The sequence below is a fragment of the Gymnodinialimonas ulvae genome, assembly GCF_037543845.1.
GTDB lineage: Bacteria > Pseudomonadota > Alphaproteobacteria > Rhodobacterales > Rhodobacteraceae > Gymnodinialimonas > Gymnodinialimonas ulvae.
Genome location: NZ_JBBIFX010000001.1, coordinates 210,009 through 232,957 on the forward strand (window position 1 = coordinate 210,009; position 22,949 = coordinate 232,957).

Annotated in this window: 19 protein-coding genes; 16 read left to right on the forward strand and 3 right to left on the reverse strand. The window is 65.2% G+C overall.

The window, feature by feature from the left end; genetic code table 11:
- The first annotated feature begins 29 nt into the window (after positions 1–29).
- The 11 genes from V8J83_RS00965 (at position 30) to V8J83_RS01015 (ending at position 12,518) form a co-directional block, all read left to right on the forward strand.
- Positions 30–860, forward strand: a complete 831-nt coding sequence (locus V8J83_RS00965) for an isocitrate lyase/PEP mutase family protein (RefSeq protein WP_339982473.1) — start codon at positions 30–32, stop codon at positions 858–860.
- The gene (locus tag V8J83_RS00970; protein WP_339982475.1) at positions 853–2,394 is read left to right on the forward strand and encodes a trimethylamine methyltransferase family protein; all 1,542 of its coding nucleotides are present in this window, start codon (positions 853–855) and stop codon (positions 2,392–2,394) included. The genes V8J83_RS00965 and V8J83_RS00970 overlap by 8 nt, the downstream gene beginning before the upstream one ends.
- Before the next feature lie 240 nt (positions 2,395–2,634).
- Complete coding sequence (locus V8J83_RS00975; protein WP_339982477.1) at positions 2,635–3,609, forward strand: membrane dipeptidase; 975 nt, start codon at positions 2,635–2,637, stop codon at positions 3,607–3,609.
- Positions 3,606–5,276, forward strand: coding sequence for a hypothetical protein (locus V8J83_RS00980; RefSeq protein WP_339982479.1), 1,671 nt, complete (start codon positions 3,606–3,608; stop codon positions 5,274–5,276). Before V8J83_RS00975 ends, V8J83_RS00980 begins: the two co-directional genes overlap by 4 nt.
- Positions 5,273–5,842 carry a DUF3726 domain-containing protein gene (locus tag V8J83_RS00985; protein ID WP_339982481.1) on the forward strand — a complete coding sequence of 190 codons (570 nt, stop codon included), beginning with the start codon at positions 5,273–5,275 and terminating at the stop codon, positions 5,840–5,842. The genes V8J83_RS00980 and V8J83_RS00985 overlap by 4 nt, the downstream gene beginning before the upstream one ends.
- 209 nt (positions 5,843–6,051) lie before the next feature.
- Positions 6,052–6,687, forward strand: coding sequence for an FHA domain-containing protein (locus tag V8J83_RS00990; RefSeq protein ID WP_339982483.1), 636 nt, complete (start codon positions 6,052–6,054; stop codon positions 6,685–6,687).
- Positions 6,684–8,135, forward strand: coding sequence for a PP2C family protein-serine/threonine phosphatase (locus V8J83_RS00995; RefSeq protein WP_339982486.1), 1,452 nt, complete (start codon positions 6,684–6,686; stop codon positions 8,133–8,135). Before V8J83_RS00990 ends, V8J83_RS00995 begins: the two co-directional genes overlap by 4 nt.
- A 41-nt stretch (positions 8,136–8,176) precedes the next feature.
- Complete coding sequence (locus tag V8J83_RS01000) at positions 8,177–9,043, forward strand: hypothetical protein (RefSeq protein ID WP_339982489.1); 867 nt, start codon at positions 8,177–8,179, stop codon at positions 9,041–9,043.
- Positions 9,015–11,063 carry an FHA domain-containing protein gene (locus tag V8J83_RS01005; protein ID WP_339982492.1) on the forward strand — a complete coding sequence of 683 codons (2,049 nt, stop codon included), beginning with the start codon at positions 9,015–9,017 and terminating at the stop codon, positions 11,061–11,063. The genes V8J83_RS01000 and V8J83_RS01005 overlap by 29 nt, the downstream gene beginning before the upstream one ends.
- A 13-nt stretch (positions 11,064–11,076) precedes the next feature.
- Positions 11,077–11,562, forward strand: a complete 486-nt coding sequence (locus tag V8J83_RS01010) for a hypothetical protein (RefSeq protein WP_339982495.1) — start codon at positions 11,077–11,079, stop codon at positions 11,560–11,562.
- Positions 11,562–12,518, forward strand: coding sequence for a TSUP family transporter (locus V8J83_RS01015; protein ID WP_339982498.1), 957 nt, complete (start codon positions 11,562–11,564; stop codon positions 12,516–12,518). The genes V8J83_RS01010 and V8J83_RS01015 overlap by 1 nt, the downstream gene beginning before the upstream one ends.
- A gap of 30 nt (positions 12,519–12,548) precedes the next feature.
- Here the strand turns inward: V8J83_RS01015 and V8J83_RS01020 are convergent, their stop codons facing one another.
- Entirely contained in the window at positions 12,549–16,004 is a 3,456-nt protein-coding gene (locus V8J83_RS01020) for a protein kinase domain-containing protein (protein WP_339982501.1), read from the reverse strand.
- 105 nt (positions 16,005–16,109) lie between these two features.
- Here V8J83_RS01020 and V8J83_RS01025 point away from each other — a divergent pair, with 105 nt between their 5' ends.
- Positions 16,110–16,760: a fused DSP-PTPase phosphatase/NAD kinase-like protein gene (locus tag V8J83_RS01025; RefSeq protein ID WP_339982504.1), complete on the forward strand. Its 651-nt coding sequence runs from the start codon at positions 16,110–16,112 to the stop codon at positions 16,758–16,760.
- A 46-nt stretch (positions 16,761–16,806) separates the two neighbouring features.
- Here V8J83_RS01025 and V8J83_RS01030 read toward each other — a convergent pair whose 3' ends face one another.
- Together V8J83_RS01030 and V8J83_RS01035 are read right to left on the reverse strand one after the other, a co-directional pair.
- Positions 16,807–19,047, reverse strand: a complete 2,241-nt coding sequence (locus tag V8J83_RS01030; protein ID WP_339982507.1) for a protein kinase domain-containing protein — start codon at positions 19,045–19,047, stop codon at positions 16,807–16,809.
- A gap of 171 nt (positions 19,048–19,218) precedes the next feature.
- The gene (locus V8J83_RS01035; RefSeq protein WP_339982510.1) at positions 19,219–19,428 is read right to left on the reverse strand and encodes a hypothetical protein; all 210 of its coding nucleotides are present in this window, start codon (positions 19,426–19,428) and stop codon (positions 19,219–19,221) included.
- A 157-nt stretch (positions 19,429–19,585) separates the two neighbouring features.
- On the opposite strand from V8J83_RS01035, the gene tig reads away from it, so the two are divergent.
- The 4 genes from tig to V8J83_RS01055 all read left to right on the forward strand — a co-directional run bounded on the left by tig (position 19,586) and on the right by V8J83_RS01055 (position 22,835).
- A complete protein-coding gene (tig, locus tag V8J83_RS01040) occupies positions 19,586–20,911 on the forward strand; it encodes a trigger factor (RefSeq protein ID WP_339982513.1) in 1,326 nt (441 codons plus the stop codon).
- A 75-nt stretch (positions 20,912–20,986) separates the two neighbouring features.
- Positions 20,987–21,541, forward strand: coding sequence for a GNAT family N-acetyltransferase (locus tag V8J83_RS01045; RefSeq protein WP_339982516.1), 555 nt, complete (start codon positions 20,987–20,989; stop codon positions 21,539–21,541).
- A 164-nt stretch (positions 21,542–21,705) separates the two neighbouring features.
- Entirely contained in the window at positions 21,706–22,293 is a 588-nt protein-coding gene (locus V8J83_RS01050) for a hypothetical protein (protein ID WP_339982519.1), read from the forward strand.
- Between the two features lie 77 nt (positions 22,294–22,370).
- The gene (locus V8J83_RS01055; RefSeq protein WP_339982522.1) at positions 22,371–22,835 is read left to right on the forward strand and encodes a hypothetical protein; all 465 of its coding nucleotides are present in this window, start codon (positions 22,371–22,373) and stop codon (positions 22,833–22,835) included.
- Positions 22,836–22,949: the final 114 nt, after the last annotated feature.

Sequence of the window (22,949 nt, forward strand, 5' to 3'; positions counted from 1 at the left end):
GGGCCGGATCATCATTGCGGGAGGCAGACATGAGCAGGACGGATCGACACGAGAGGTTCATGGCGCTGCACGGATCGGGATGTTTCGTGATGCCGAACCCCTGGGATGCTGGATCGGCGCGGATGATGGCGGCGATGGGGGCGGTGGCGCTGGCCACGTCTTCGGCGGCCCATGCCTTTACGTTGGGGCGGCCCGACATGGGCGGCGTAACCCGCGACGAGGCGTTGGCCCATGCCGAGGATATCGTGGCGTCCACCGGCCTTCCGGTGTCGGGCGATTTCGAAAACGGCTTTGGCGACACGCCCGAGGATGTCGCCGAAACGGTGCGGTTGGCGGCGGAGGTCGGCCTGTCGGGGTGCGGGATAGAGGACATGGCGTTCGGCGAGAGCGTCACGGCCTATGACTTTGAACTGGCCCTGGAAAAGATCCGCGCGGGCGTTGCAGCGGCGCGGTCTTTGGGCCGGCCTTTCGTGCTGACGGCACGGGCGGATGGGGTGATGAACGGGGTCTATGACCTGTCGCAAGGGATCCTGCGGTTGCAGGCCTTCGAGGCGGCGGGGGCCGATTGCCTTTACCTGCCGGTGCCACCCGGACAGGCCGAGCTGGCGCAGATCCTTGCGGCGGTGAAAGCGCCGTTGAACGTGCTGGCGGTTGGGCCGGTGCAGGATATGAGCCTTGGCACTCTGACGGGGCTGGGGGTGCGGCGGATTTCGTTGGGCAGTCAGATGGCGCGGCTCACCCATGCAGCGATCCGGGACGCGATGGCGGCGTTGCAGGCCGGGCATTTCACGCCGTTCAAGGCGGCGGCGCGGGGTGATGAGATTGATGCGCTTTTGAAGGGAGGGCGTGGCGATGGTTGAGGTCGAGATACGCAAGGGACGGCGCGGCGGCGGCCGGGCGGCACGGGTGGCGGCACGCGCGGCGGCCCTGCCCGAGGATCTGCAACCGATCCGGGCGGGCATGGAGGGCGGCACGCTCAAAGTGTTGAGCGATGGTCAGATCCGGCAAATCCACGAGGCTGCCTTGCAGGCGCTTGAGACCATCGGGCTGGCCGATGCGCCGCAATCGGGGATCAACATCTTGGTGAGTGCGGGCGCGACCCTTGGCGCGGATGGGCGGGTGCGATTTCCGCGTGCCTTGGTCGAGGACATGCTGGCGCATGCCAATCGCGCCGTCACCTTGCCCGCGCGCGACCCGCAATTTGACCTGCACCTGAGCGGCAACCGGGTGCATTACGGCACGGCGGGGGCGGCGGTGAATGTGGTAGAGGTCGAGACCAACGCCTACCGCCATTCCACGTCGCAGGACCTACATGATGCCGCGCGGATCACCCAAGCGCTTGAAAATGTGCATTTCTTTCAGCGCCCGATGGTGTGCCGGGATATCGCGGACAATCTGGAGATGGACCTGAACTCGGTCTACGCCTGTGTGGCGGGCACGCAAAAGCACATCGGGATGTCGTTCAGCGACCCGTCCCATGTGGCCCCCTGCATGGAGATGCTGCATGTGCTGGCGGGCGGCGAAGCGGCATGGCGCGCGCGGCCGTTCATCTCGAACACCAATTGCTTTGTGGTGCCGCCGATGAAATTCGCCACGGAAAGCTGCGAAACGATGGAACATTGCATCCGCGCGGGCATGCCGGTGCTGCTTTTGTCGGCGGGAATGGCGGGGGCGACGGCGCCGTCGACCATTGCGGGCGCGGTGGTGCAGGCGACGGCGGAGTGCTTGGCCGGATTGGTCTATGTGAACGCGATGGCGCCGGGGCATCCGGTGGTGTTCGGGACCTGGCCGTTCAACCTGGATTTGCGGACCGGGGCGATGTCGGTGGGATCGGGCGAGCAGGCGCTGCTGAGCGCGGCCTGCGCGCAGATGCATCAGTTCTATGGCGTGCCCGGTGGCGCGGCAGGCGGCGCAAGCGATGCCAAGATGCCCGACATGCAGGCCGGATGGGAACAGATGTGTTCCAATGTGATGGCGGGTCTGTCGGGGTTGAACATGGTCTATGAGGCGGCGGGGATGCATGCCTCGTTGCTGGGGTTTTGTTTGGAGAGCCTGATCCTGAGCGATGATCTGATCGGGCAGGCGCAACGCTGCGTGCGTGGGATCGAGGTCAATGACGAGACGTTGGCGCTCGATCAGATGGCAGAGGTCTGCATGGGCGGGCCGGGCCATTACCTTGGTACGGACCGGACGCTGGCGCTGATGCAATCGGATTTCGTTTATCCAAGGCTCGGCAATCGGATGAGCCCGAAGGAATGGGAAGAGGCGGATAAGCCCGACCTGATCGCGGGGGCGACGGCGCGCAAGCACGAGATATTGGCGCAGGCGCCCTGTCAGGTGGACCCGGTCACGGATGCGGCGGTGCGGGCGCGGTGGAAGATCTATTTCGGGTGAGGGTGCGGTCTGGGTTTGAGCGATGATCCCCGTGACTCCCTGTTCCCGGCCAACCCCAGGCCGGGCGTTGCATGCTTTTGGTGCAAAGATGACGCACATGCGCCAAGGGGCGTGCCGGGGCGTCGTGGCTGGGGCGTGTGGGCGGTTGGGCGCAATCGCGCAAGTGTTAATAGGGGGATTGACCCGGTAAGGCGGGTGAGGGAATTGACCAGTTGAGCCGGGTGATGGATGGATTTTGCCATGCGTATTGATGGGCTGCAATATTGTAACTGGTCACGCCGTATCTTTGAGCAGATGCGGGTGGGCGGCGTGGATGCGGTGCATGTCACGATTGCCTATCACGAGATGTTTCGCGAGACCGTTTTGCAGATCGAGCGCTGGAACCGGTTTTTCGAGGACCACGGGGATCTGATCATGCGGGCCGGGTCGGGTGACGACGTGCGCGCGGCGAAGGCGGCGGGCAAGACGGCGATCGTGTTCGGGGCGCAAAACCCGTCGCCGATCGAGGATGACATCGGCTTGGTCGAGATCCTGCATCAGCTTGGGCTGCGGTTCATGCAGTTGACCTATAACAACCAATCCCTGCTGGCGACGGGATGTTACGAGGCCGAGGATATGGGGCTGACGCGGATGGGCCGCGAGGTGGTGGCCGAGATGAACCGCGTAGGCTTGGTGGTGGACATGAGCCATTCGGCGGACCGCTCGACCATCGAGGCGGCGGAGGTCTCCGCGCGCCCGATTGCGATCACCCATGCCAACCCGTTCGATTGGCATCGCGCGCGTCGCAACAAGCGCCCGGAGGTGATCGAAGCGGTGGTTGCGGGCGGCGGGATGATGGGGTTTTCGCTTTATCCGCATCATTTGAAGGATGGAGGCGCCTGCACGCTTGATGCATTTTGCGGGATGATTGCGGATATGGCGGCGCGTTACGGTGTCGCGCATTTCGGCATCGGCAGCGATTTGTGCCAAGATCAGCCCGACAGCGTGGTGGAATGGATGCGCGTTGGACGGTGGACGAAGCGGATTGATTATGGCGAGGGCTCGGCCAGCGCGCCGGGTTTCCCACCACAGCCCGCGTGGTTCGAAACCAATGCGGATTTCCCGAAGCTGGAGGCGGGATTGCGCGCGGTGGGGTTTGATCAGGCTGGTGTGGAGGCGGTTATGGGGGGCAATTGGTTGCGTTTCTTTGACAAGAACTTCGGAGCGGCGGCATGAGTGTTCCAGCGCAGCAAAAGGTGGCGTTGCGCGACCCGCAGGTGGTGATGAACCTGAAGCGGTTGGGCGCATTCCATCAATCGCGCCTGAGCTTCATGCGGATCCTTCTGCGACGGATGAAGCGCGAGGGCTGGCGCGTGACATGTGCCGAATGGGCAGTGGATGCGACCGGCGTGGGCCATGCGGTGTATAGCGCGCAGGGGCCGGACCGGACCTATTCGCTGGTCGCGTTTGCGCATGATTTGCCGCCCGAGGCGCGCTCGGATCGGGTGATCGCGACGGCCTGGGACACGACATTTACCCTGTTCGATGGGGTGCCGGAGGCCGCAGATATCGAGCGGCTTCGCGCCAATGTGCCCTTGCAGGAGGCGGGTCGGATCACCGAGCGCGAGTTGACGTTGAGCCGCGCGAACCGGTCGGTGCGCCTGTGGGATCACGTGGTGCAGCGCCTGGCTGCGGGGCAGCAACTGGACCTGAGCCTGGTGGAGCAGGTCGGATATCTGATGCGGACCACGGCGGTTTATGGATCGGCCAAGTTCGGCGCGGCGGACCGGGCGCAGATCGAGGCGCGCCCCGAGCTGCGTGCGCCGTTTCAGGCCGAAATGCTGACCGTTTACCTGATCCGGGCGTTTGTGATGGATCTGGTGGAGCACATGGCGCGGGCGCAATCCGCCGATGCCGTGCCGCTTGATCCCGACGTGCGGCGGCGCTTTGGTATCGGGAATTCCACCGGCCTCGGCATGGCGCCGTTTGTGATGAACCACCCGCGCCTGATCCACAACTGGATCGCGGCGCGCGAATGGGCCTTGGCGGCGGTGCGCGGGGTGCGGCAGGCCTCCGAGGCTGAGGCCGCCAGTTTCCGGGCGCATGCGCGGCGCGCGGAGGTCAATGCGTTCGAATGGCAGTCCGAACATCCCATCCAGCAGGCCAAGCTTGCGGAATTGCGCGGCGATATGGCGGTTCTTCTGGGCGAATTGGCACAGTTCGACTTTGAGGCGCCTTATCCGTGGGATCGGTTGTGGCGATGGGGGGAGATGGCGTTGCGGCTGGAAGGGCAGGAGCAATTGGCAGCACTTCTTCTGGAGCCATACGGGGCGATTGTTGACACGGCGGCGGACCAGATGGCCGCCGACGAAAGCCCGATCCGCATCGACGGCGGCCGCGATGTGGCCGATTTGCGCCGATTGATCGAGCGGGTGCACCCACAGGCTTTGACCGTGGATTGGGACGCGCCGGAGGAGCAGGCGCGGGTGTGGTATGTCTCTGCCGAAAAGCTCGAGCCGCGGTTGGGCGAGCGGGCGGAGGGTGATGTGGAGCCCTATGCGCAGCCGCTCTGCCCGGCGCGCGATGCGGCGGCGTTGTATGCGGCATTGGACGGTGAAACAGGGCCGGTTGCGGGCTTTCTTCTGCGCCATCCCGAGCATCGCCATACCGTGCGGCGCCTGCAAATCGCCGAAACCCATGCCTACGCCGAGGTGCGCGACAACACGATCCACGCCGACATGGCCCCGATTGACTTGCTGCGCGCGAAGTTGAGCTTTTTTGGCGCGACGCGGTTCGATCCGCGGTCCGATCGCTGGCTGCGGATCACGATGTTTCAAAATGCACCTTTCCCCAAGGAGCTTTCAGAGGCCGATCCCGACGGGTGGTGTTACCCGGTGTCATGACCCACGATCTGTCCCTTGGCGAGTTGCAATCCCTGGCGCTGAAAGCCGCGCGGGGGACGGGGCGTCCGCATGGTTTGGCGGAAGAGGCGGCGTTTGGTGTGCGCTGGCTGACCGAGCGCGGGCACGATGGGGCCGGCGCGCTGGCGGCGTTGCTGTCGGAAACCGACGGTCGGCCGGAGGGCTGCTCGATTGGGCTTGGGACGGCGTTGTCGGATGCCGGGGCGGTGCCCGAGGGGCCGTTGGGGCCGGTCTACAGCCCGATGATGCTGCTGCCGTTTCTGGCACCGCTTTGTGCGAAAGATGCGGGGCTGTCGGTGACGGCGGGCGATGCGCGGCTTGCGCTGTCGCGTGAGGGCGGGATCGAAGGGCGCGCCTTGCCGCTTGGCTTGACGCAGGTTCATGTGGAGCCTTGCGCGCCGCCCGAGGCCGGTCCGTTGCACAGCCGCGCACGGGTTGAAGACGCGACCTTGCAGGTGCTGACGGCCTTCGCCTTTCGGACCTATGCGCCGGCCACCGACGAAAGCCGCGCGAAAGGCGCGGGCGCGGGCGTGTCGGACAACGACTAGACCGCTCTGAGGGGCGGGGCGGTGGCCAACTCCATCGGGTAGGGCAGGGTTTTCCGCCACTCGCCCTGCGCGCCAAAACTCTTCACGTTTGTCATTCATGTGCTACCAATCAAGGCGCGGCCCTGCGTGTCGCCCGCACGGGGTGGGCACGCACGCGGCGAGCAGGATGTGCGGCTTGCTGCGCGCACCGGTTCCTGGAAAGGATGACAATGGCCAAGAAACCCATCCTCACGGACGATGAGCTCGACGGCGGTTTGACGCCGGGTGACCCGGTTCCGCCACCGTTGCCCGGGACACCGCCGGATCGGCCCGGATCGGCCACGCGCATGATCACCGATCCCGAAACGGCACCGCCGCCGCCGCCGACACAGGCCGCGCCGCAGCAGGGGCGCGATGCCTCTGGCCATGCCCGGCCCAAGACCCGCATTCATGGCTACGGGGGAGAGGCTGCGCCCAGTGCGCCGGATCCCGCAGCTGCGCCCGCTTCGGTTGCGCCGGCGGTTCCGGTCGTCGGTTGGCTTGTCGTCACCGCAGGGCCGGGGCGCGGGGCGTCGGTGCCGCTGCACCAGGGCATGAGCGGCATCGGGCGCGATCCGGTCAACAGCGCGCAGGTCGATTTTGGCGACGACACGATCAGCCGCGAGGCCCATGCCTATGTCACCTATGATGACGAGGCGCGGCTGTTCTACCTGAGCCATGGGGGCAAGACGAACCTTGTGCGGCTCAACGGCACGCCGGTTCTGACGGTTGAAATGCTGGCCCATGGCGACACGATCCGCATTGGGGCCACGTCGCTGCGGTTCGTGGCCCTGTGCGGGCCCGATTTCGACTGGTCCGACGCATGAGCCTTGCATCGGGGGCGGACGGCGCGGGTGGCATCGGGTACGATGTGGCCACCGCGCTGTGGCAAGGCAAACGCCCCTACCAGGAAGACACGTTGCTGGCCGATTTTCACGGTGGGATGGACCGTGGGTTCGCCGTGCTGGCCGATGGGATGGGCGGCCATGCGGCGGGCGATCTGGCCAGTCGGTTGGTTGTGATCGACGCGGTCAGCCATTTGAAATTCCTGATGCATGATGGGACGGCGCTTGAGAAGAACCTGCAGGCGGAACTGAATTCGGCGATTGATACGGCCAATGATGTGCTCAAGGACCGGGCCGCGGAAGACCCGCATCTGCACGGGATGGGGGCGACGTTTCTGGCCACGGTCCTGTTCGAGGATCGCCTGTATTGGGCCTCGGTCGGGGACAGCCCGCTGTATCTCTGGCGCGAAGGGCAGTTGCGGCAGTTGAACGAAGACCATTCCATGGCCCCGATCATCGACCAGATGGCGAAATCGGGTGAGTTGACCGAGCAAGAGGCGGCATCCCACCCCGACCGCAACGCGCTGACCTCGGTTCTGATGGGGCGCAGTGTGAAGGCCAAGGACGTGCCGAAGACGGCCATGGTGCTTGATCTGGGCGATGTCCTGATCCAGGCGTCCGATGGCTTGCAATATCTCGATGACGAACAGATTTCCGCTGTTGTGTCCGATTTTGTGCATGGTGCGAGCAGCCGCGAGATCGCCGATGCGCTGATGGGCGCGCTGCACGATCTGGATGATCCGGTGCAGGACAATACCGCCGTGCTGGTGCTCCAACTGACCGAGCGCGCCGGGGATGGTGGCGGTGCCGGTGCAGTGTCTAAAGCGGCGGTGGCGGCGGAGGGCGCGCGGGCTGTGGCCCCCAGCGCCGAGGCTTCGGCGGGGAAAGCGGCTGCGCAGGCGCGACAGACGGTGCCGTCGGGGGGGCGTCGGTTTGTGGTTCCTGCGGTACTGCTTGGCGGCGCGGCGCTGGCCCTTGGGCTGATCCTCGCTTTGCCCGGAGAAAAGGACGCGCCCACACCGGATGTGGTGCAATCCGAACCCGCGGTGCCTGCAGACGCCGCGCCTGTTGTGGCGCAGGAGGCTGATGCCGTCGCCGGGCCGGAGCATGTGGCCGACAATCCCACGTCGGACATCGCACTTGATGCGTTGGAGGATGTTGGCACGGTGCAGGCCACGGAAACCGACGCGGCGGACACGGTAGACGCACCGCCGCAAAGCGATGGTCTGCGGATCTCCACGGAAGAAGGTGCTGTGTCCCTGACGGATGAGACGCTGAGCGATGATGCGCCTTCGGATGATGCGCAGCGTGAGGCGGCGCCCGCCGAACGCGCGATGACGCGGCCCGATCCGGGCGCGCCCCTTTCCAAGGCCGGGCCGCACAATGCGCGCCAGGAAATGCGCGGCGCGCCATGGAGCCAGGCGCAATGACAGTTTGACCCAAGATTGAGACGACGGGGACCAACACCAAGATGACCGAAGACGTCGAGCTTTCCATTCGCGATGCCGCCAGCGGGCAGGTTTTGCTGGCCACTGAAACCCTGCGCCTGCCGGTCGAGATCGGGCGTTTCGGCGCCGACAATGTGGGCCGGGTCAACGCCGGAGATGGGCGCGTTGTGCATTTCGGGGACGGCTTCGGCACGCTCTCGCGACAGCACCTGACGATCACCGCCGCCGCGGACGGGGGGCTTGTGGTCACGGATCTGTCGTCCAACGGCGTGGCGCAGATCGGGCAGGAGGGCTCGGCCCCCGTCGCGTTGGGGCGAGGCGGCACCGTTCGGATGGCCACCGGCGCGATGCGCGCGTTCGAGACGGTCGGCCTGCAAGTGACGATCTGTTCACCCAAGGCCGCGCAGGTCGATGCCATCGGCCAGCCCCTGCACCTGGTCTATGACAGCTCGTCCACCGGGCGGCTCAAGGCGCTGGATCTGGACGGGGTGTCGATTGCGCTGGTCGCTTCGGGCGGGTCGGAGGTGTTGATGCGCCGCCGCAAGGGCCGCGCGCGCGACGCGATGGCCGCGGCCCAGGCCGAGGGCGCGCAGGTGTTGGTGATGATCGGCCCCGATGGCGCGGGAGGGGTCGAGGCGATCTGTGGCCTGGGCGATGAGGTCAGCCACAATCGCCGCACGTTGGAGGCGGGCGAACAGGTGCCGCTGGATCATCTGGCGACGCTGGATATTCGCGGGCAGCTTTTGCGCATCATGTCCGCCGAAGAGGGCAAGGGCCTAAGCTGCACGAACGCCGCCTGCCGGCAGCTCAACCCCTATCTGCCGAGCGAAAATTGCCGCTATTGCGGGCAACGTCTGGGCGATGGAACGTCTTATTGGGTGCATTCGTAAGGATCTGATGATGATGAATTTTCCGGTCCGTTTCCGTGTTCGCCAGATCGGCATCGACGGCAATACAATTGGCGGCTCGCGCATTCTTTTGTGCGAAGAACCCGGTGCGTTTCTGGTGGGCAAAAGCGACGCGGCCGATGTGCCGCTGACCGGGGACGCGGTCAGTCGGTCGCATATGTCGCTGGTGCTGAGCGAGGCCGATGTGCGGGTGCGCGACGAGGGGTCGACCAACGGCACCTATGTCAACGGCACGCGGGTCGAAGAGCAGGTTCTGGAGGTCGGGGATCAAATCTCGATCCCGGGCTGGCTTCTGGAATTGCTGACCCCCGCGGAGAGCGCATCCAGTGCCACGCGCATCGCGGGCGTTGAGGTCGATGCCTCACTGGTCAGCCGTCTGGTGATCACCGACGACGATGCCCCGCCGCCTTCGCGCCGGACGTTCCCGGACATGGAATTCGGCGGGCAGGACACAGTGGGTATCGAGGCCTTGCGCGCCTCGGGCCATCCGGTCGAAGAGGTGAAATTCTGCGCCGTGGGCGGGGGCTTGGGCAGTTTCGTCTGGGTCGATCACCTGCGGTGTTACGGGATTTCCAGCAATGATATCAGGGCGATCGGGACCGAAGAGGTATGTTATCGCACCTATCAGCGCTACTGCAAGAACAGCCAGATACCCGACCATGAACGCCTGCGCTCCAACAGCCTGAGCCGTCCGGACAACATCTGGGGATTTCCCGGTTATGCCCTGCGAGAGGTCGGCAAGGGCATTGGTGTGAAGGGCATTTTTCAGGTGTTCGGTGAGCCGACTCTGTCCGAGAGTTATACGCCGCGCGCGGGCGACGTGTTCGACGGCCTCGACGTTGAGGCCAAGCGCATCGGCTGGCCCGATATGTTCGTCAAGGCGCAGGTGATGGGCCTGCGCAAGACGTCGGACGGGCGCTATGCGGTGGCCTACAAGCTGTGGGGCGGCGAGGCGCAGGGCGAGGCGCGCAACCGCTACATGATCGCGGATGTTGTCCACCTGGCCACTGGCTATCCGGCGACGCGGTTTGTCGATGATTTCCAGACGTTTATCACCACCCACCCCGACAGCCGCGCGCAGGTTGCCAACGCCTACGAGCCCCATGATCAGATGTATGTCGAGGCCGAGCGCCGCGGTGGCCCGGTGCAGGTCGTGGTGCGCGGACGCGGCATCGTGGCGTCACGCATCATCCAACGCCTGTTCGAGGCGCGCAAAAAGAACCCGCAGATCCGCATCCTGCATTCGATGCGCACGCCCCTTGGCCCGCGCGACGGCGCGGTGTTTCGCAAGGCGCGGCGGCTGGTGCGCAACAACGTCGAAATTCAGCCGTTCAACTGGCCGAAATCCTGTTGGGGTGGTGATTTGCGGGTGGAATACGAGCGGGCCGATGACGCGGCGCGCGGTGTCATGCTGAGCCAGCTTGGCGGGACAACGACCGCCGAACGCTCGGACTGGATCGCCATCGCCGAACGCGGTGCGGAGGAGGGGTGGTACAGGCCTGTTTATGGCACAATCAGCGACCTGCAACCGCTGCCGTCTCCGGGGCCGGACCAACCCGAGGGCGTGCAGGTGGCGATCAACACGGTCGAGGGCAATGAAGAGGTCCTGAACGCCGATTATCTTATTGATTGCACAGGGCTAATTGCCGACATCCGCCGCTCGCCGTTTTTGGCCGATCTGCTCGACACCTACCATTTGCCGCGCAACCATGCCTACCGGGCCAGCGACAGCGGGCCGCAGAAGGGCGGGGCCACGGGCCTGCGCTGCACCAATGATTTCGAGATCGAGGGGCTGCGCAACAACCATGGCCGGGTCTATGCCGCGGGCACCATCACGACCGGTGGGCCATACCTCGCCGTCGACAGCTTCCTCGGCCTGCAATATTCGGCGATAAGGTCCGTCGATCATCTTGTCACAGAACGCCTTCACAAAGTGCGCAACCTCGGGCCGCTGCGCTCGTTTGGGGGGTGGACGAAGTGGATGGTGGGCGCGCGCCCGTGAAGGAGAACACGCGATGATCCCGACCCTTTTCGGACGGCTGCAAACGCGGCTTTTCCTTTTTGTTTTCATTGGTATACCGGCCACGTTGGCCTTCGCTTTCATCCTGGCGGGGTGGAAGTGGGATTACGATATCGCGATGCCGTTCGTGCTGTTCCTGGTCACGATTACGGGTCTCGGCCTGCTGCTCGACCCGATCTATATTTTCATCCAGACGACCCGCTGGGACCGCGATTGGCCCTTTGCCTATCAATTCTTCTTTTCGTGGGTGGAATTTGGCGTGGTCTTCGCGCTGGCGCGGGCGGGATTGGTGCCGTGGCTACCGGTCGCGATAGACGGGCATACGCCGCCCTTGGTGGATTTTTCCAGCGCGGTGGCGATTGGATTGGCGAGTTTGCATTTCGCCTGCGTCTTCATCCCCTCGTTCCTCGCGCTGCTTGGGCCGTTGCAGGCGTTTTTCATCCGTTGGCGCTTCAAGGGCGGCCAATTCGGCAAGCTTTGATGGCCGCGCACTCTGCCATGACGCCGGTGATCAAGGCATGGATTCCGATCCATCTGCTACTGCTGGCGGGAGCCTATGCGCTGTTGTTTCGCGAAAGCGCGCTGACGTTCGACGTGTTGATGGGCCTTTGGTTTTTCTTTCCGGTCGGCATCATGGGCGCGATCATCGCCAATGCGACGGGCACAGGCGGCGGCGTGGTGTTCGTGCCGGTCTTCGCGGCCTTGCAGGACGGCGGCATCATGATTCCGCCGGAGTTGCTGCGCATCGCGTCGCTCAAGCCCGAGGAAAGCGTCGCGGTCAGCTTCACGATCCAGTGCTTCGGCATGTCCATCGGCGCGTTGACCTGGGCGCATGCAATCTTTGTGAAGGACGGCCTTGCATGGGATGAAAAGGTGTCGTCGCAGACCCTCGCCGCGCTGACCTTCGCGCCGCTGGCCACGGGAATTCCCGCGCTGCTTTTGACGCAGGCCTTTGTCGAGGTTGAGGGTGATCAACTGATCATCTGGTTCAAGTTCTTCTCGCTGGCCCTCGGTGTGACGTTGTTGATTTTCACCTGGGTCCAGCGCCGGCAGGCGGCGAAGGATCGCAAATTATGGGTCTCGCCGGGGGAGATCTGGGTTCTGATGGGCCTCGGCATTCTTGGCGGTGCGGTGACGGCGCTGTTTTCCGTCGGCATCGGAGAGTTTCTGGCCATCTACCTGATCTTGCGGCGGTTTCCCACGAAGGTCGCCATTGCGGTCGCGGTCTGGGTCAGCGTGGTCTGCGTGATCGCAGGGTTCTGGGATGGCTATTTCGGCGGGCTGGTGCGGTTGGAAATTGCGTTGATCGCGGTGCCCGGCGCTATAGTGGGCGGGTTTCTGGCGAAGGGGATCGCGTCGCTTCTGGGGTCGCTGTGGCTCAAGACGCTGGCGTCGATCTGGATCATCGCGTCGAGTGTATACCTGCTGGTGACGTGACGCGCGGGTTTGCAGCCCTCTGCCTGGCCGCTAGCCCGGTGGCTCGTTCAGTCGCAGCTCGACCAGCGCCTCGCAGGTCGTGTCGCCGTCCGCCGTGGCCAGCCACACCCGCAACGGTTGGTCGGTCTCGCCGGCGTCGCGGAACCGCAGCGCGCGGTCGATGCTGAGCGGGTCGGCGACTTGCCAGCTTTGCCCGAATTGCGCCACCACTTGCCCGTCGCAGCCCGAGCGTGCCAGCACATCCAGCGAGATCGGTTGCGCCGTGGCCAGGATCGTCGTCGCGAACGCGGGCTGCGGCGTAACGAAAAGCGGGCGATCTGCGGCGGCGATCAGTGCCGTCAACGCATTGGGCAGGACGGACCAGCATTCCGAGAGGTTCATCGCGCCGCCCGCCTGCACCGGGAAGAGCCGCGAGCGGCCCTGGAAATCGGGTGTGATGCCGGTGTCATCGCCAATTGCGCCAAGGGCGGAACAGGTGCCCGTATCCACGCGCGGGGCGGGTTGCGGCGGGGCCAGCGGCGCGATGTTCACGAGCGCGGGCGCCTCCTGCAAAAGCGGCTCGGACGGGGCGATGTCGCGGCGCAGGATGCGCGCTTGCGTCTCACCGGGGGAGCCCACGGCAAGGTGGCTGCCGTCGAAGCTGAAATAGCCCTGCACGGCGTCACCGAAATCATGCATGGCCTCGCCCGTGGCGACATCGACAAGGCGCGCGTTGCTGTCAGCCGTGGCGCCGATGAACAGCATCGTTCCATTCGAGGAGACCGACAAGAACGCGGTCTCTGCGCCTTCGGGCAGGACGCCAGTGCCGCGCACGTCCCGGGCCGTCAGGTCGAGGATTTCCCATCGGCTTGCATTGGCCCGCATGAAGTTGAGCCGATCCCCCGACAGACGGTAGGTCGTGTACGGGCCGTTGGACGCGAAACGGGCCAGTTCGCGCTGATCCAGGGCGTTGTCATAAAGGATCACCGTGCCGTCATTGCGCAGCACCAGAAGGCCTTGGTCCCCGCCCATCGGCGACATCGCTACAAATGGGCCCATCCGGTTTCCGGTGGTTTGCGTCAGGCGGCCGTCTACATCGAACAGGCGCACGAGGCTGGGGGTGACGATCGTGATCTCGTCGCGGGTTTCTGCGAAGGTCACGCGCACCGCCGTGCCGCCCGGCACAGAGGTCAGGATCTGCTCGGAGGGAGCGCCAAGGCTGGTGCTGGCCAGCTCGACCAACACGACATCAGTCTGCCCGCCGACGCCACCGCGGGTGTAGACGAAATGCGTTTCACTGCGGGAGATCGCGCGGTTGGCGGTGGTCACGGTGCTGGGGTCAAAGCGCAGGATTTCACGGCGCGCGGCGATGTCGTAAAGCCGGTTTGGTGTGCCGGGGCCGGTTGTGGCGATGGCGTATCCGCCGCCCATCGAAAAGCCCAGGCGCGTGATGTCATCGGGGATGCCACGGGCAAGATGCGCTGTGTAGCTGCCGGTGTTGCGGTCAAACAGCGCGATGCCGCCGGTGCTGTCGACCAGCCCGACGCTTGCATTGTCCCATGAGAACCGCGGCAACAGAGACAGCGTGCCGTTCGGTGCGCTCAGCATCGCGACGTCCGACAGGTAAAACGGCGCATCGCCCCGCGCGTCGGCCAACGCCTCTTGCAGGGCCGCGTTTTCGGCCTCTAGCCTGGCGACGCGCGTGCGCAGGCGGTCCAGCTCTGCAGGATCAGCGGCGCGTGTTTCGGCCGCCTGCAAATCCGTTTCAAGCTGCGCGCGGTCCGCTTCCGACTGCGTCAGCGCGGCCTCAAGACGGTCCATTTCCTGCTGCATTGCACCGGTCTGTGCGCCCGTGTCCTGCGCGGTGGCGAGCCGGGCCTCCAGCGCGGCGATGTCGGCTGCCGCCTCCGCCAATGCGGCCTCCGCCACGGTCAGGTCCCGGTCCACATCCGCCAGCGCGGCGGCGCGCGTGCGTTCGGAGGCCAGCGCCTGTTCCAGCCGCGCAATCTCGGCTGCGGCTGTGTCGAGCGTGGCAAGCTGCGCGCGGGCCTCGGCCAATTGTGCCTCAAGCGCTGTGATGCGGGTTTCGGAGGCGGCATTGTCCTCGGCGAGGTCGGCGGCGCGTTGGCTGGCCGCATCGCGGGCTGCGCGGGCATCTTCGAGGGCGGCTTGCGTGACGCTGAGGGTCTCGACATCGCGCTGCAATTCGGCCACTCGCGCCGCCGCCGCGTCGCGCGCCATCTGAGCGGCCTCCAGGTCCGCCATCGTGGCCGCCATGTCGCCATCGGTGGCCAGCAGGCGGGCCAGATTGTCATCCGCCTCCGTCAGGGCGGCCTGCAATCCGGCCAACTCGCCCTCCGCCTCGGTCAGTGCCGCCTCCAATCGGCCCATCTCGGCCATCATCTCATCCATACCCGGCGACAACCACGCGGGCTGCGCGACCCAGATGCCGCCGCCCATCGCAGTGGCAAGGAGCGCCCCGAGGAACGCGCCGCCGGCGAACCGTCCGCGTCGCGCGGGCGCTGCGGCCATTGCGGGGGTGTCGGCGGTCACCATCGTCGTGGGCGCATCGGCCAGGGCCACCAGCCATTCATCCGCGGTTTTCGGGCGCTCGTCCGGGGTCATCAGCAAGGCGCGGTCGATCAGGTGGAGGAGCCGCCCATCTTGTTCCGGGTACGCCCCGGCGATCGGTCGATAGGGGTCGGGTTGTCCGGTGGCGATGGCGCTGGCGCGCTCATCAGCGGCCACCGGCGCGGCGCCGGTGATCACATGGTGCAGCGTCGCGGCCAGTGCGTAGAGGTCCGAATGCGGCCCTTGCTGTGCGCCGGAGACATAGAATTCATGGGGGCTGTAGCCGTCCGTCACCACGCGGAAGGTCCCGGCCATCCGGCTGCGCGCCTGGGTCTCGGCGCGCGCGGCACCGAAATCGATCAACATCGGCATCCCGAACCGGTCGATGCGGATGTTTTGGGGTTTGATATCGCGGTGCAGCACGGATTGGTCGTGGATATAGGTCAGCGCCCCCAACAGATCGCGCGCCAGATCCAGCACGCGGTGCGGTGCCAATGCGGTGCCGGAGGCGACCATTTCCTCCTGCAGATCACGGCCATGGATGAAATCCATCGCCATATAGGCGGTGCCGTTTTCCTCGAACAAGGTCTGCACATGGACCACATTGGGGTGGCGCAAGCTGGCCAGCATCCGCGCCTCGCGCAGGAATTGGGCGCGCGCCGTCTCGAAATGCTCGGACGTGCCGGCAGAGGTGGCGCTGACGGTATGGGTCGCGGCCTGTCGCTGCGCGAGGCCGAGGGGGAAGCATTCCTTGACCGCCACATCCCGCCCCAGCGTATCACTGGCCAGATAGGTGATCCCGAAGCCACCCGAGGCGATCAGACGTTTGATCTCGTACTGACCGCCCAACAGGGTCCAGCCCGGCGGAAGCTCTCCGGCGGGCAATTGTTGCGTCACGGCGTCGGGGCCGCGCGGGTTGGGTGTGTCTTCGACCATGTCCAAGGCAGCATTGCGCGCGCGTCGCGCCCCTGTAAACGCATGAAATCCGTAAGCTGCGGGCAGGGCTTGCATTTCGTGACCGCCTGCGACACCTCAGGCGCGATGGCATTAACTCTTGCGGATAAGCTGAAAGGAGCCTGGACGGTGGTCCGGTGGCGCTACGATCATCGGCTCGATAGCGAGCTGGGTCTGTGGCAGGGGCGGCTGTTTGCGGCCTATAACGATCACGGCTTTCTGCGGCGGCGCTGGCGCAATGCGGGCGTAATCGCGCCGGGCGTTTTTCGCGGCAACCATCCCGATGCGCGGGCGCTGGCCGAATGGAAGGCGCGCGGCGTCGTAGAGGTCATCAGCCTGCGTCCGGCCCGGAAGACCGTGCATGCGTTCGAGGTGGAGGCCTGCGCCGCCTTGGGGTTGCGCCTGCGCAATGTGCCGTTGGCCGCGCGCTCGGCCCCGCAGCCCGAGCGGCTTTTGGAATTGCTGGACGTGTTCGACACGTTGAACCGGCCCGCCCTGATCCATTGCAAATCCGGCGCGGATCGCACGGGGCTTGCAGCGGCGATGTGGGCCATTCATGTCGAGGGGCGCGACGTCGCGGAGGCGCACCGCGCGCTTGGCCTGCGGCATCTGCACATCCGCTGGTCCAAGACCGGTGTGCTGGACCGGTTTCTGGAGGCTTATGCAGCGCGCCTTGCGGCGGGTCCGATCCCACTGCGCCGCTGGATTTCCGAAGAATACGACCCGGACGCGCTTTGATGCAGGTCGATACGGGGCAGGGCGCGTTGACGCCGCACCGATCGTCTCAGTTCAACCAGGTTTCAACCTCAAGCGTCGCGTCGCAGATCGCCCCGTCCGGCGTACCGACCCAGATGTCGATGCGACCTTCGATGGCGGTTTGTCCGGTTAGGTCCAGAAGTGGGCCGCCGGATTCGCCGCTGTTGGCATCGAAATGCCAGAGCGCGTCGTTGGTGTTGACCAGAAGCGTCGTGTCGCAGGGTGCCAGCACCTCCAATTGCAGCCGCCGGAACTGCGCCATTTCGGAGGTGTAGAGCGTGAAGTCGGGGATCTGATCGGTGAAGCCCGTGACGTTGAACGGCAAATCCGCGCAGCCGTCGAGGTTCACGGTGCCGCTGGCACGCAGGAGCACGGTCTGCGGCGTGTAGATATCGGTGCCGGTATAACTCAGCTCAGACCCCGGGACGGCCCACGAGGGGCAGATGCCCGGATCGCCTCCGGGGTTGGCGGCGGCGGGCGTATTCGGGCCGGGACTTGGCGTGGCGCTGTTGGCGCGCATCAGCTCGATCTCGGCGCGTGCCTCGCGCAATTCCATGGCGAGGCTGTTGGCCTCTGTCTCGGCGTCCGACAGGTTCTGCGCCATCCGCTCGAGATCGGCGCGCGCGCGTTCAACGTTGCGCAGCGCGGTGTCGCGCTCGGCCTCCAATGTGGCCAGAACCTCGGGATTGATCGTATCGCCGCCCGCTTCGATCGCGGCTTGAAGCGCGGCCAGCTCGGCGGCCAGGGATGCGGCACGGGCTTCTGTTTCGGCCTGATCCGCCGCTGCAGCCGCCTGCGCTTCGGCGAGCGCGGCTTCCAGATCGGCGACCTGTGCTTCCAGCGTCCGCTGCGCGAGCTGTGCGCCGTCTTGTTCGGTCAGGGCCTGATTCAACTGGTTGCGTAGCGTGATCGTGGTCTCGCTGTCGCCCTGTGCGGCGGCGTCGAGCTGCGCGCGCAGATCGGCGATGGTGTCGCCCAGTTCGTCGACACGCGCCTCGGCAAGTTCGCGGGCCTGCGTGGCATCGGACACCTCTGCCAGAAGGGTGGTGGTCTGTGTCTCCATCTCCGCAAGGCTCACTTCAAGACCATCGCGGGTCGCCATGACCTCGTCCAGCTGGCGCTGCATGTCGCCGTCATTGAGCGACGCGCCGGGCAGCGCGAGATAAGCCCCGCCGCCCAAAAGCGCCAGCAATCCGCCCCCCACCGCCGCGCCTTTCCAGAAGCCGGACGGGCGCGGCGGCGCGGGTGGGATTGTCGGTGCGGCGGTTGCGGCAGACGTAGGGGTGGCGGCAAGCGGTGCGGCTTCGACGATCCGGGTGGCGGTATCAGGGATCGCGGCGAACCACGCGGCGGCGTCGGCGGGCCGGTCCCTCAACGGACGCGAAAGCGCCCTGTCGATCAGCGCGAGCAGCCGCGGATCATGGCCCGGAAACCGCCCCGCGATCGGCTGGTATGGGTCGTCTTCCCCGTTCGAGACCTTTTGCGCGCGCTCATCGGCAGGCGCGGGAGCCGCACCCGTGATGCAATGGTGCAGCGTTGCGGCAAGCGAATAGAGGTCGCTCGCCGGGCCCTGCTCGGTGCCCGCGACATAGAATTCATTGGGCGAATACCCGTCCGAGACGACCCGAAACGTGCCCGCCGCACGCGATTGGGCCTTGGTCTCCTGCCGCGCCGCGCCGAAGTCGATGATCACGGGCGTGTCGAGTGGGTCGATGCGGATGTTGGCGGGCTTGATATCGCGGTGCAGCAAGCGTTCCTTGCCGCGCTCGGGCGCATCGCGGTGCAGGTAGTCGAGCGCATTGAGCAGCGTGCGCGTCAGTTCCATCACATAGGCCGGTGTCAGCTTTTGCGGCTCATGCTCGATCACGTGCTGAAGGTCGTGCCCCTCGACATAATCCATCGCCATGTAGGCGGTTCCGTTTTCCTCGAAGAGCGTCTGAACATGCACGATATTGGGATGGCGAAGGGTTGCCAGCGTGCGGGCCTCGCGCAGGAACAGGTTGCGGGCGGTCTCGAACGGCTCGGAGGTCGATGCACTGGCCGCAGAGACGGTGAAATCGCCAGCACGCAAGGCCAGACCGGCAGGAAAGCATTCCTTGATCGCCACTTTTCGATCGAGATTGTCGCGCGCCTCATAGGTGATGCCGAAGCCGCCCGCCGCGATCCGCCCCGTGACCCGGTACATGCCCGACGACAAGAGCGCGCCCACGGGCAATTCCCCCGCAGGTCCGTCGGGCAGCATCTTGGTTTTGCTGGGATCGTCACTCATGGTTTTGCGGTCCCGCCGTTGAGGGCGTGCACGGGCCGTTTCTGACGTGCGCGAAGGGGTCTCAGGGCCTGTTGGGGGAAGTATGGCGAAGGCGAAGGCACAAAGTAAACGTCCGGTTTGCCTGCATCGGTTGGCTCAGCCGCGCCTGTTCGCGCACGGGCCCAGACGCACTTACACCAAAAGCGCGATCAGCGCAGGCACCGCGACCGCCCCCACAAGCGCAAATTCCACCCATTTCATCGCCTGGCTCGCTTGCTGGCGTTGGGCGCGAAAGCCGCCGACGGGACGCTTGGGCGGGAGCGATTCGGCGATCAATACGCTAAATCCGCGCCGCGCCGCATCCTGTCGGGCGGCATTGGTGATACAGGTCAGCTTTCGCATGTACCCATCAAAGCAAGTGACACGGCGTTTGCCAAGCGTCACGCCCCCTTGCGGAGCGCGCTTTCGGGCCATAGAACGGCGCAAATTTTCACCCGACCTGAAAGGGGCCGGGCAATTCGCTTTGCCCCGCCGCCGCCAAGCCGTCACGAGGACAAACATGCAGATCACCGAAACCCTTTCCGAGGGCCTGAAGCGCGAATACCAGATCACCGTCACCGCCGATGATCTTGAAGCGCGCGTGAATTCCAAGCTGCAAGAGGCGCAGCCCGAGGTCGAGATGAAGGGCTTCCGCAAAGGCAAGGTCCCGATGCCGCTTCTCAAAAAGCAGTTCGGTCCGCGTCTGATGGGCGAAGCCATGCAGGAGTCGGTCGATGAAGCGATGCAGGGGCATCTGGACGAATCCGGTGACCGCCCGGCCATGCAGCCCGACGTCAAGATGACCAACGAGGATTGGAAGGAAGGCGACGATGTCGTGGTCGCCATGTCCTACGAGAAACTGCCCGAGATCCCTGACGTTGATTACAAGAAGCTCAAGCTTGAAAAGCTGGTCGTTAAGCCCGGCGATGACGAGATTGACGATGCGCTGAAGAACCTCGCCGAAAACGCGCAGAACTTTGCCACCAAGAAGGGCAAGGCCGCCGATGGCGATCAGGTCGTGTTCGATTTCGTGGGCACTGTGGACGGCGAAGCCTTCGACGGCGGCTCGGCAGAAGATTTCCCGCTGGTTCTGGGGTCCGGGCAGTTCATTCCCGGCTTCGAGGAGCAGCTTGTTGGTGTGAAGGCCAAGGACGAAAAAGACGTCGAAGTGTCTTTCCCCGAGGATTACCAGGCCGAGCATCTGGCCGGTAAGGCCGCCGTGTTCGCCTGCACGATCAAGGAGATCAAAAAGCCCGTCCCGGCCGAGGTCGATGATGAGCTGGCCAAGAAGTTCGGCGCCGAAGATCTTGACGCGTTGAAGGGGCAGATCACCGAGCGTCTGCAATCGGAATATGCCGGGGCCGCGCGCGCCGTGATGAAGCGCGGTCTGCTGGATCAGCTTGACGAGATCGTGTCGTTCGAATTGCCGCCGTCACTGGTGCAGGCCGAGGCGGATCAGATCGCCCACCAGCTGTGGCACGAGGAAAACCCCGATGTCGAAGGCCACGATCACGAGAAGGTCGAGCCGACCGATGAGCATGTGAAACTGGCCGAACGCCGCGTGAAGCTTGGGCTTTTGCTGGCCGAATTGGGTCAGAAGAATGATGTGCAGGTCACCGACGCCGAGATGACCCAGGCGATCATGACCCAGGCGCGCCAGTACCCCGGTCAGGAGCGCGCGTTCTTCGAGTTCATTCAGCAAAACCAGGCCGCGCAGCAGCAAGTCCGCGCGCCGCTGTTCGAAGACAAGGTCGTCGATTTTATCGGCGAGCTGGCGAAAGTCTCCGAGAAAGAGGTCTCCAAGGACGATCTCAAGGCTGCTGTGGACGCGCTCGAAGAAGAATAAGCCAAGCTGACGTTGCGGAAACAAAGCGCGCTGCCTCTTGGCGGCGCGTTTTTCTTTTGTGTACGCAGGTGTCCCATGGCCAAAGACATCTGGACAGACAGGAACGTGCAGCTGCGCGCACCGCGCCCCTCGGATATAGAGGTGCACCTGGGCCTGCCGTATTCGCGCGAGATTCACACGATGTATGGTGGCGATCCCGAGGTCCCTCCGACCCCCAGCCGTGAGCGTTCCGAGGGGTGGTATGCGTGGCTGTGCGATCATCCTTTTGCCCGTGTGATCGAGGTAGAAGGCCGTGTCGCGGGCGAGATCCGCCTGCATTCCCATGATCCCGAAACCCGCTCCGCCCGCCTTGCGGTGGGGCTGTTCGCGGAGGCCGATCTTGGCCGGGGGTACGGCCGCTGTGCGATCCAGCAGACGTTGTCGAGCGGGTTCGATTTGTTGCGGTTGGAGGCGATTGATCTGCGGGTACTGGCGTTCAACACACGTGCGATCCGCTGCTACACTGCTTGCGGGTTCGAGACGGTGGCCAGGTTGCCGCGCAGCCTGAAACTGGGCGATGTCTGGCATGATGACCTGCTGATGGAAATCACCGCCGCGCGGTTCCACGCCCTTCTGGCGCAGGCCACTTAACGCCAATCAGATCAATATCTTGGACGCCCCGGTTATCGGATAACGGGCGCCGGCGTTTGCATAACAGCGCGCGCCGCGGCGAGATTGGCCCAAGCGCCGATCAACGGTTCGCCGATTTAATACACGTCTTATTCATCTCACGTCTTTATTCGAGAGCCTGACCCATGTTGAAACCCGTCCTTTTTGCCCTTGTCGGATTGGCCGCGAGCGTGCCCGCAGCCTTCGCCGACACCACGCTTCCCCTGCTGCCGCGCCCGGACCTCGGGCGTGACTTCGATCCCTTGGCGATGCCCGCACCCGCGCAGGATGCGGTGGATCTTTGCAGTCGGTTCGGTGTCGCTTGCAGCATCCCGTTTGCCAGCCCGCGCGCAGATCTGGGCAATCTTGCGGAGTTGCTTCCGCCGGCTCAGGCTGACGCCGCCAAACGTTGGGCGCTTTATGCCGACGAATGGGCCCGGATCGCCGATCTTTACCGCGATGGCCCGCGTCCCGCTCTGCCTGCGCTGCCGCAGGTGCCGCGCACCCCCGATGGTCTTGGCTGGCGTCCGGATCGTATGTCCGACCTCGCAGACCTTCTGGACGATGTGCAAGCGCGACTGGCCCGGCCATCCGCGCCGCTTCAGGCCGTCCCGCATCGGGACCCGCTTTGGTCGCACCCCTTTACGATCCGACCCTTCGACCCGCCAACGATCCTGCCCGTTCCGCGCCCGCAGCACCGCGGCCCCTCCATCCTCATCGTGCCGCAACAGTGAGAACGCCGCCGCCTCGCCGCGTTTCTGCGGGGCAGCGCGCCCATCTGAAACCATTTGAAAACAATCGAGTAGACCCCATGACCCTTAGATTTCCTCTCACCGCCACACTTCTTGTCACCCTTGCCGCCCCGGCCTTGGCCCAGGACATCTCCGACATGCTCAACCCGCGCGACATGATCGCCGAGATGGGCCTCGGCGAGATCGTGCAGCGTCCCGGCACCGCGGTGATCCGCTCCGCCCCCTACGCACCCGTGGCCGAAATCGCAGCCCTGCCGCGCGATGGGGCCGTCCTGCGCTCGCCGCGTCCGGTCCTGCGCCCCTCGGTCCGTGCCACCCATGCGCCCGCGCCGCCCCCCGCCTTCGATACCTCAGGCCTGCTGGCCACGATGGAGGACGCCGCCGCGCAATCCCCGGCAGGCGGCAACACATTGGTGATCGCGGGCGGCGACGCTTTGACCGTCTCCGGGGCGAATACATCCGTCATCCGTGCCGAAGCGCCTGCGCCGCGCCTGACCCTGTGGCAGCGTATCTTTGGTCGCTAAGAGCCGCATGCGTCCAGTATGGTGCCCGCGCCCAGTTCGTTCTGGGCGTGGTCCCGTTTTGCCTCGTAAATTTCGCCCTGCGAGAAACCATTTGGTGAAAAATAGGCGCTCCGC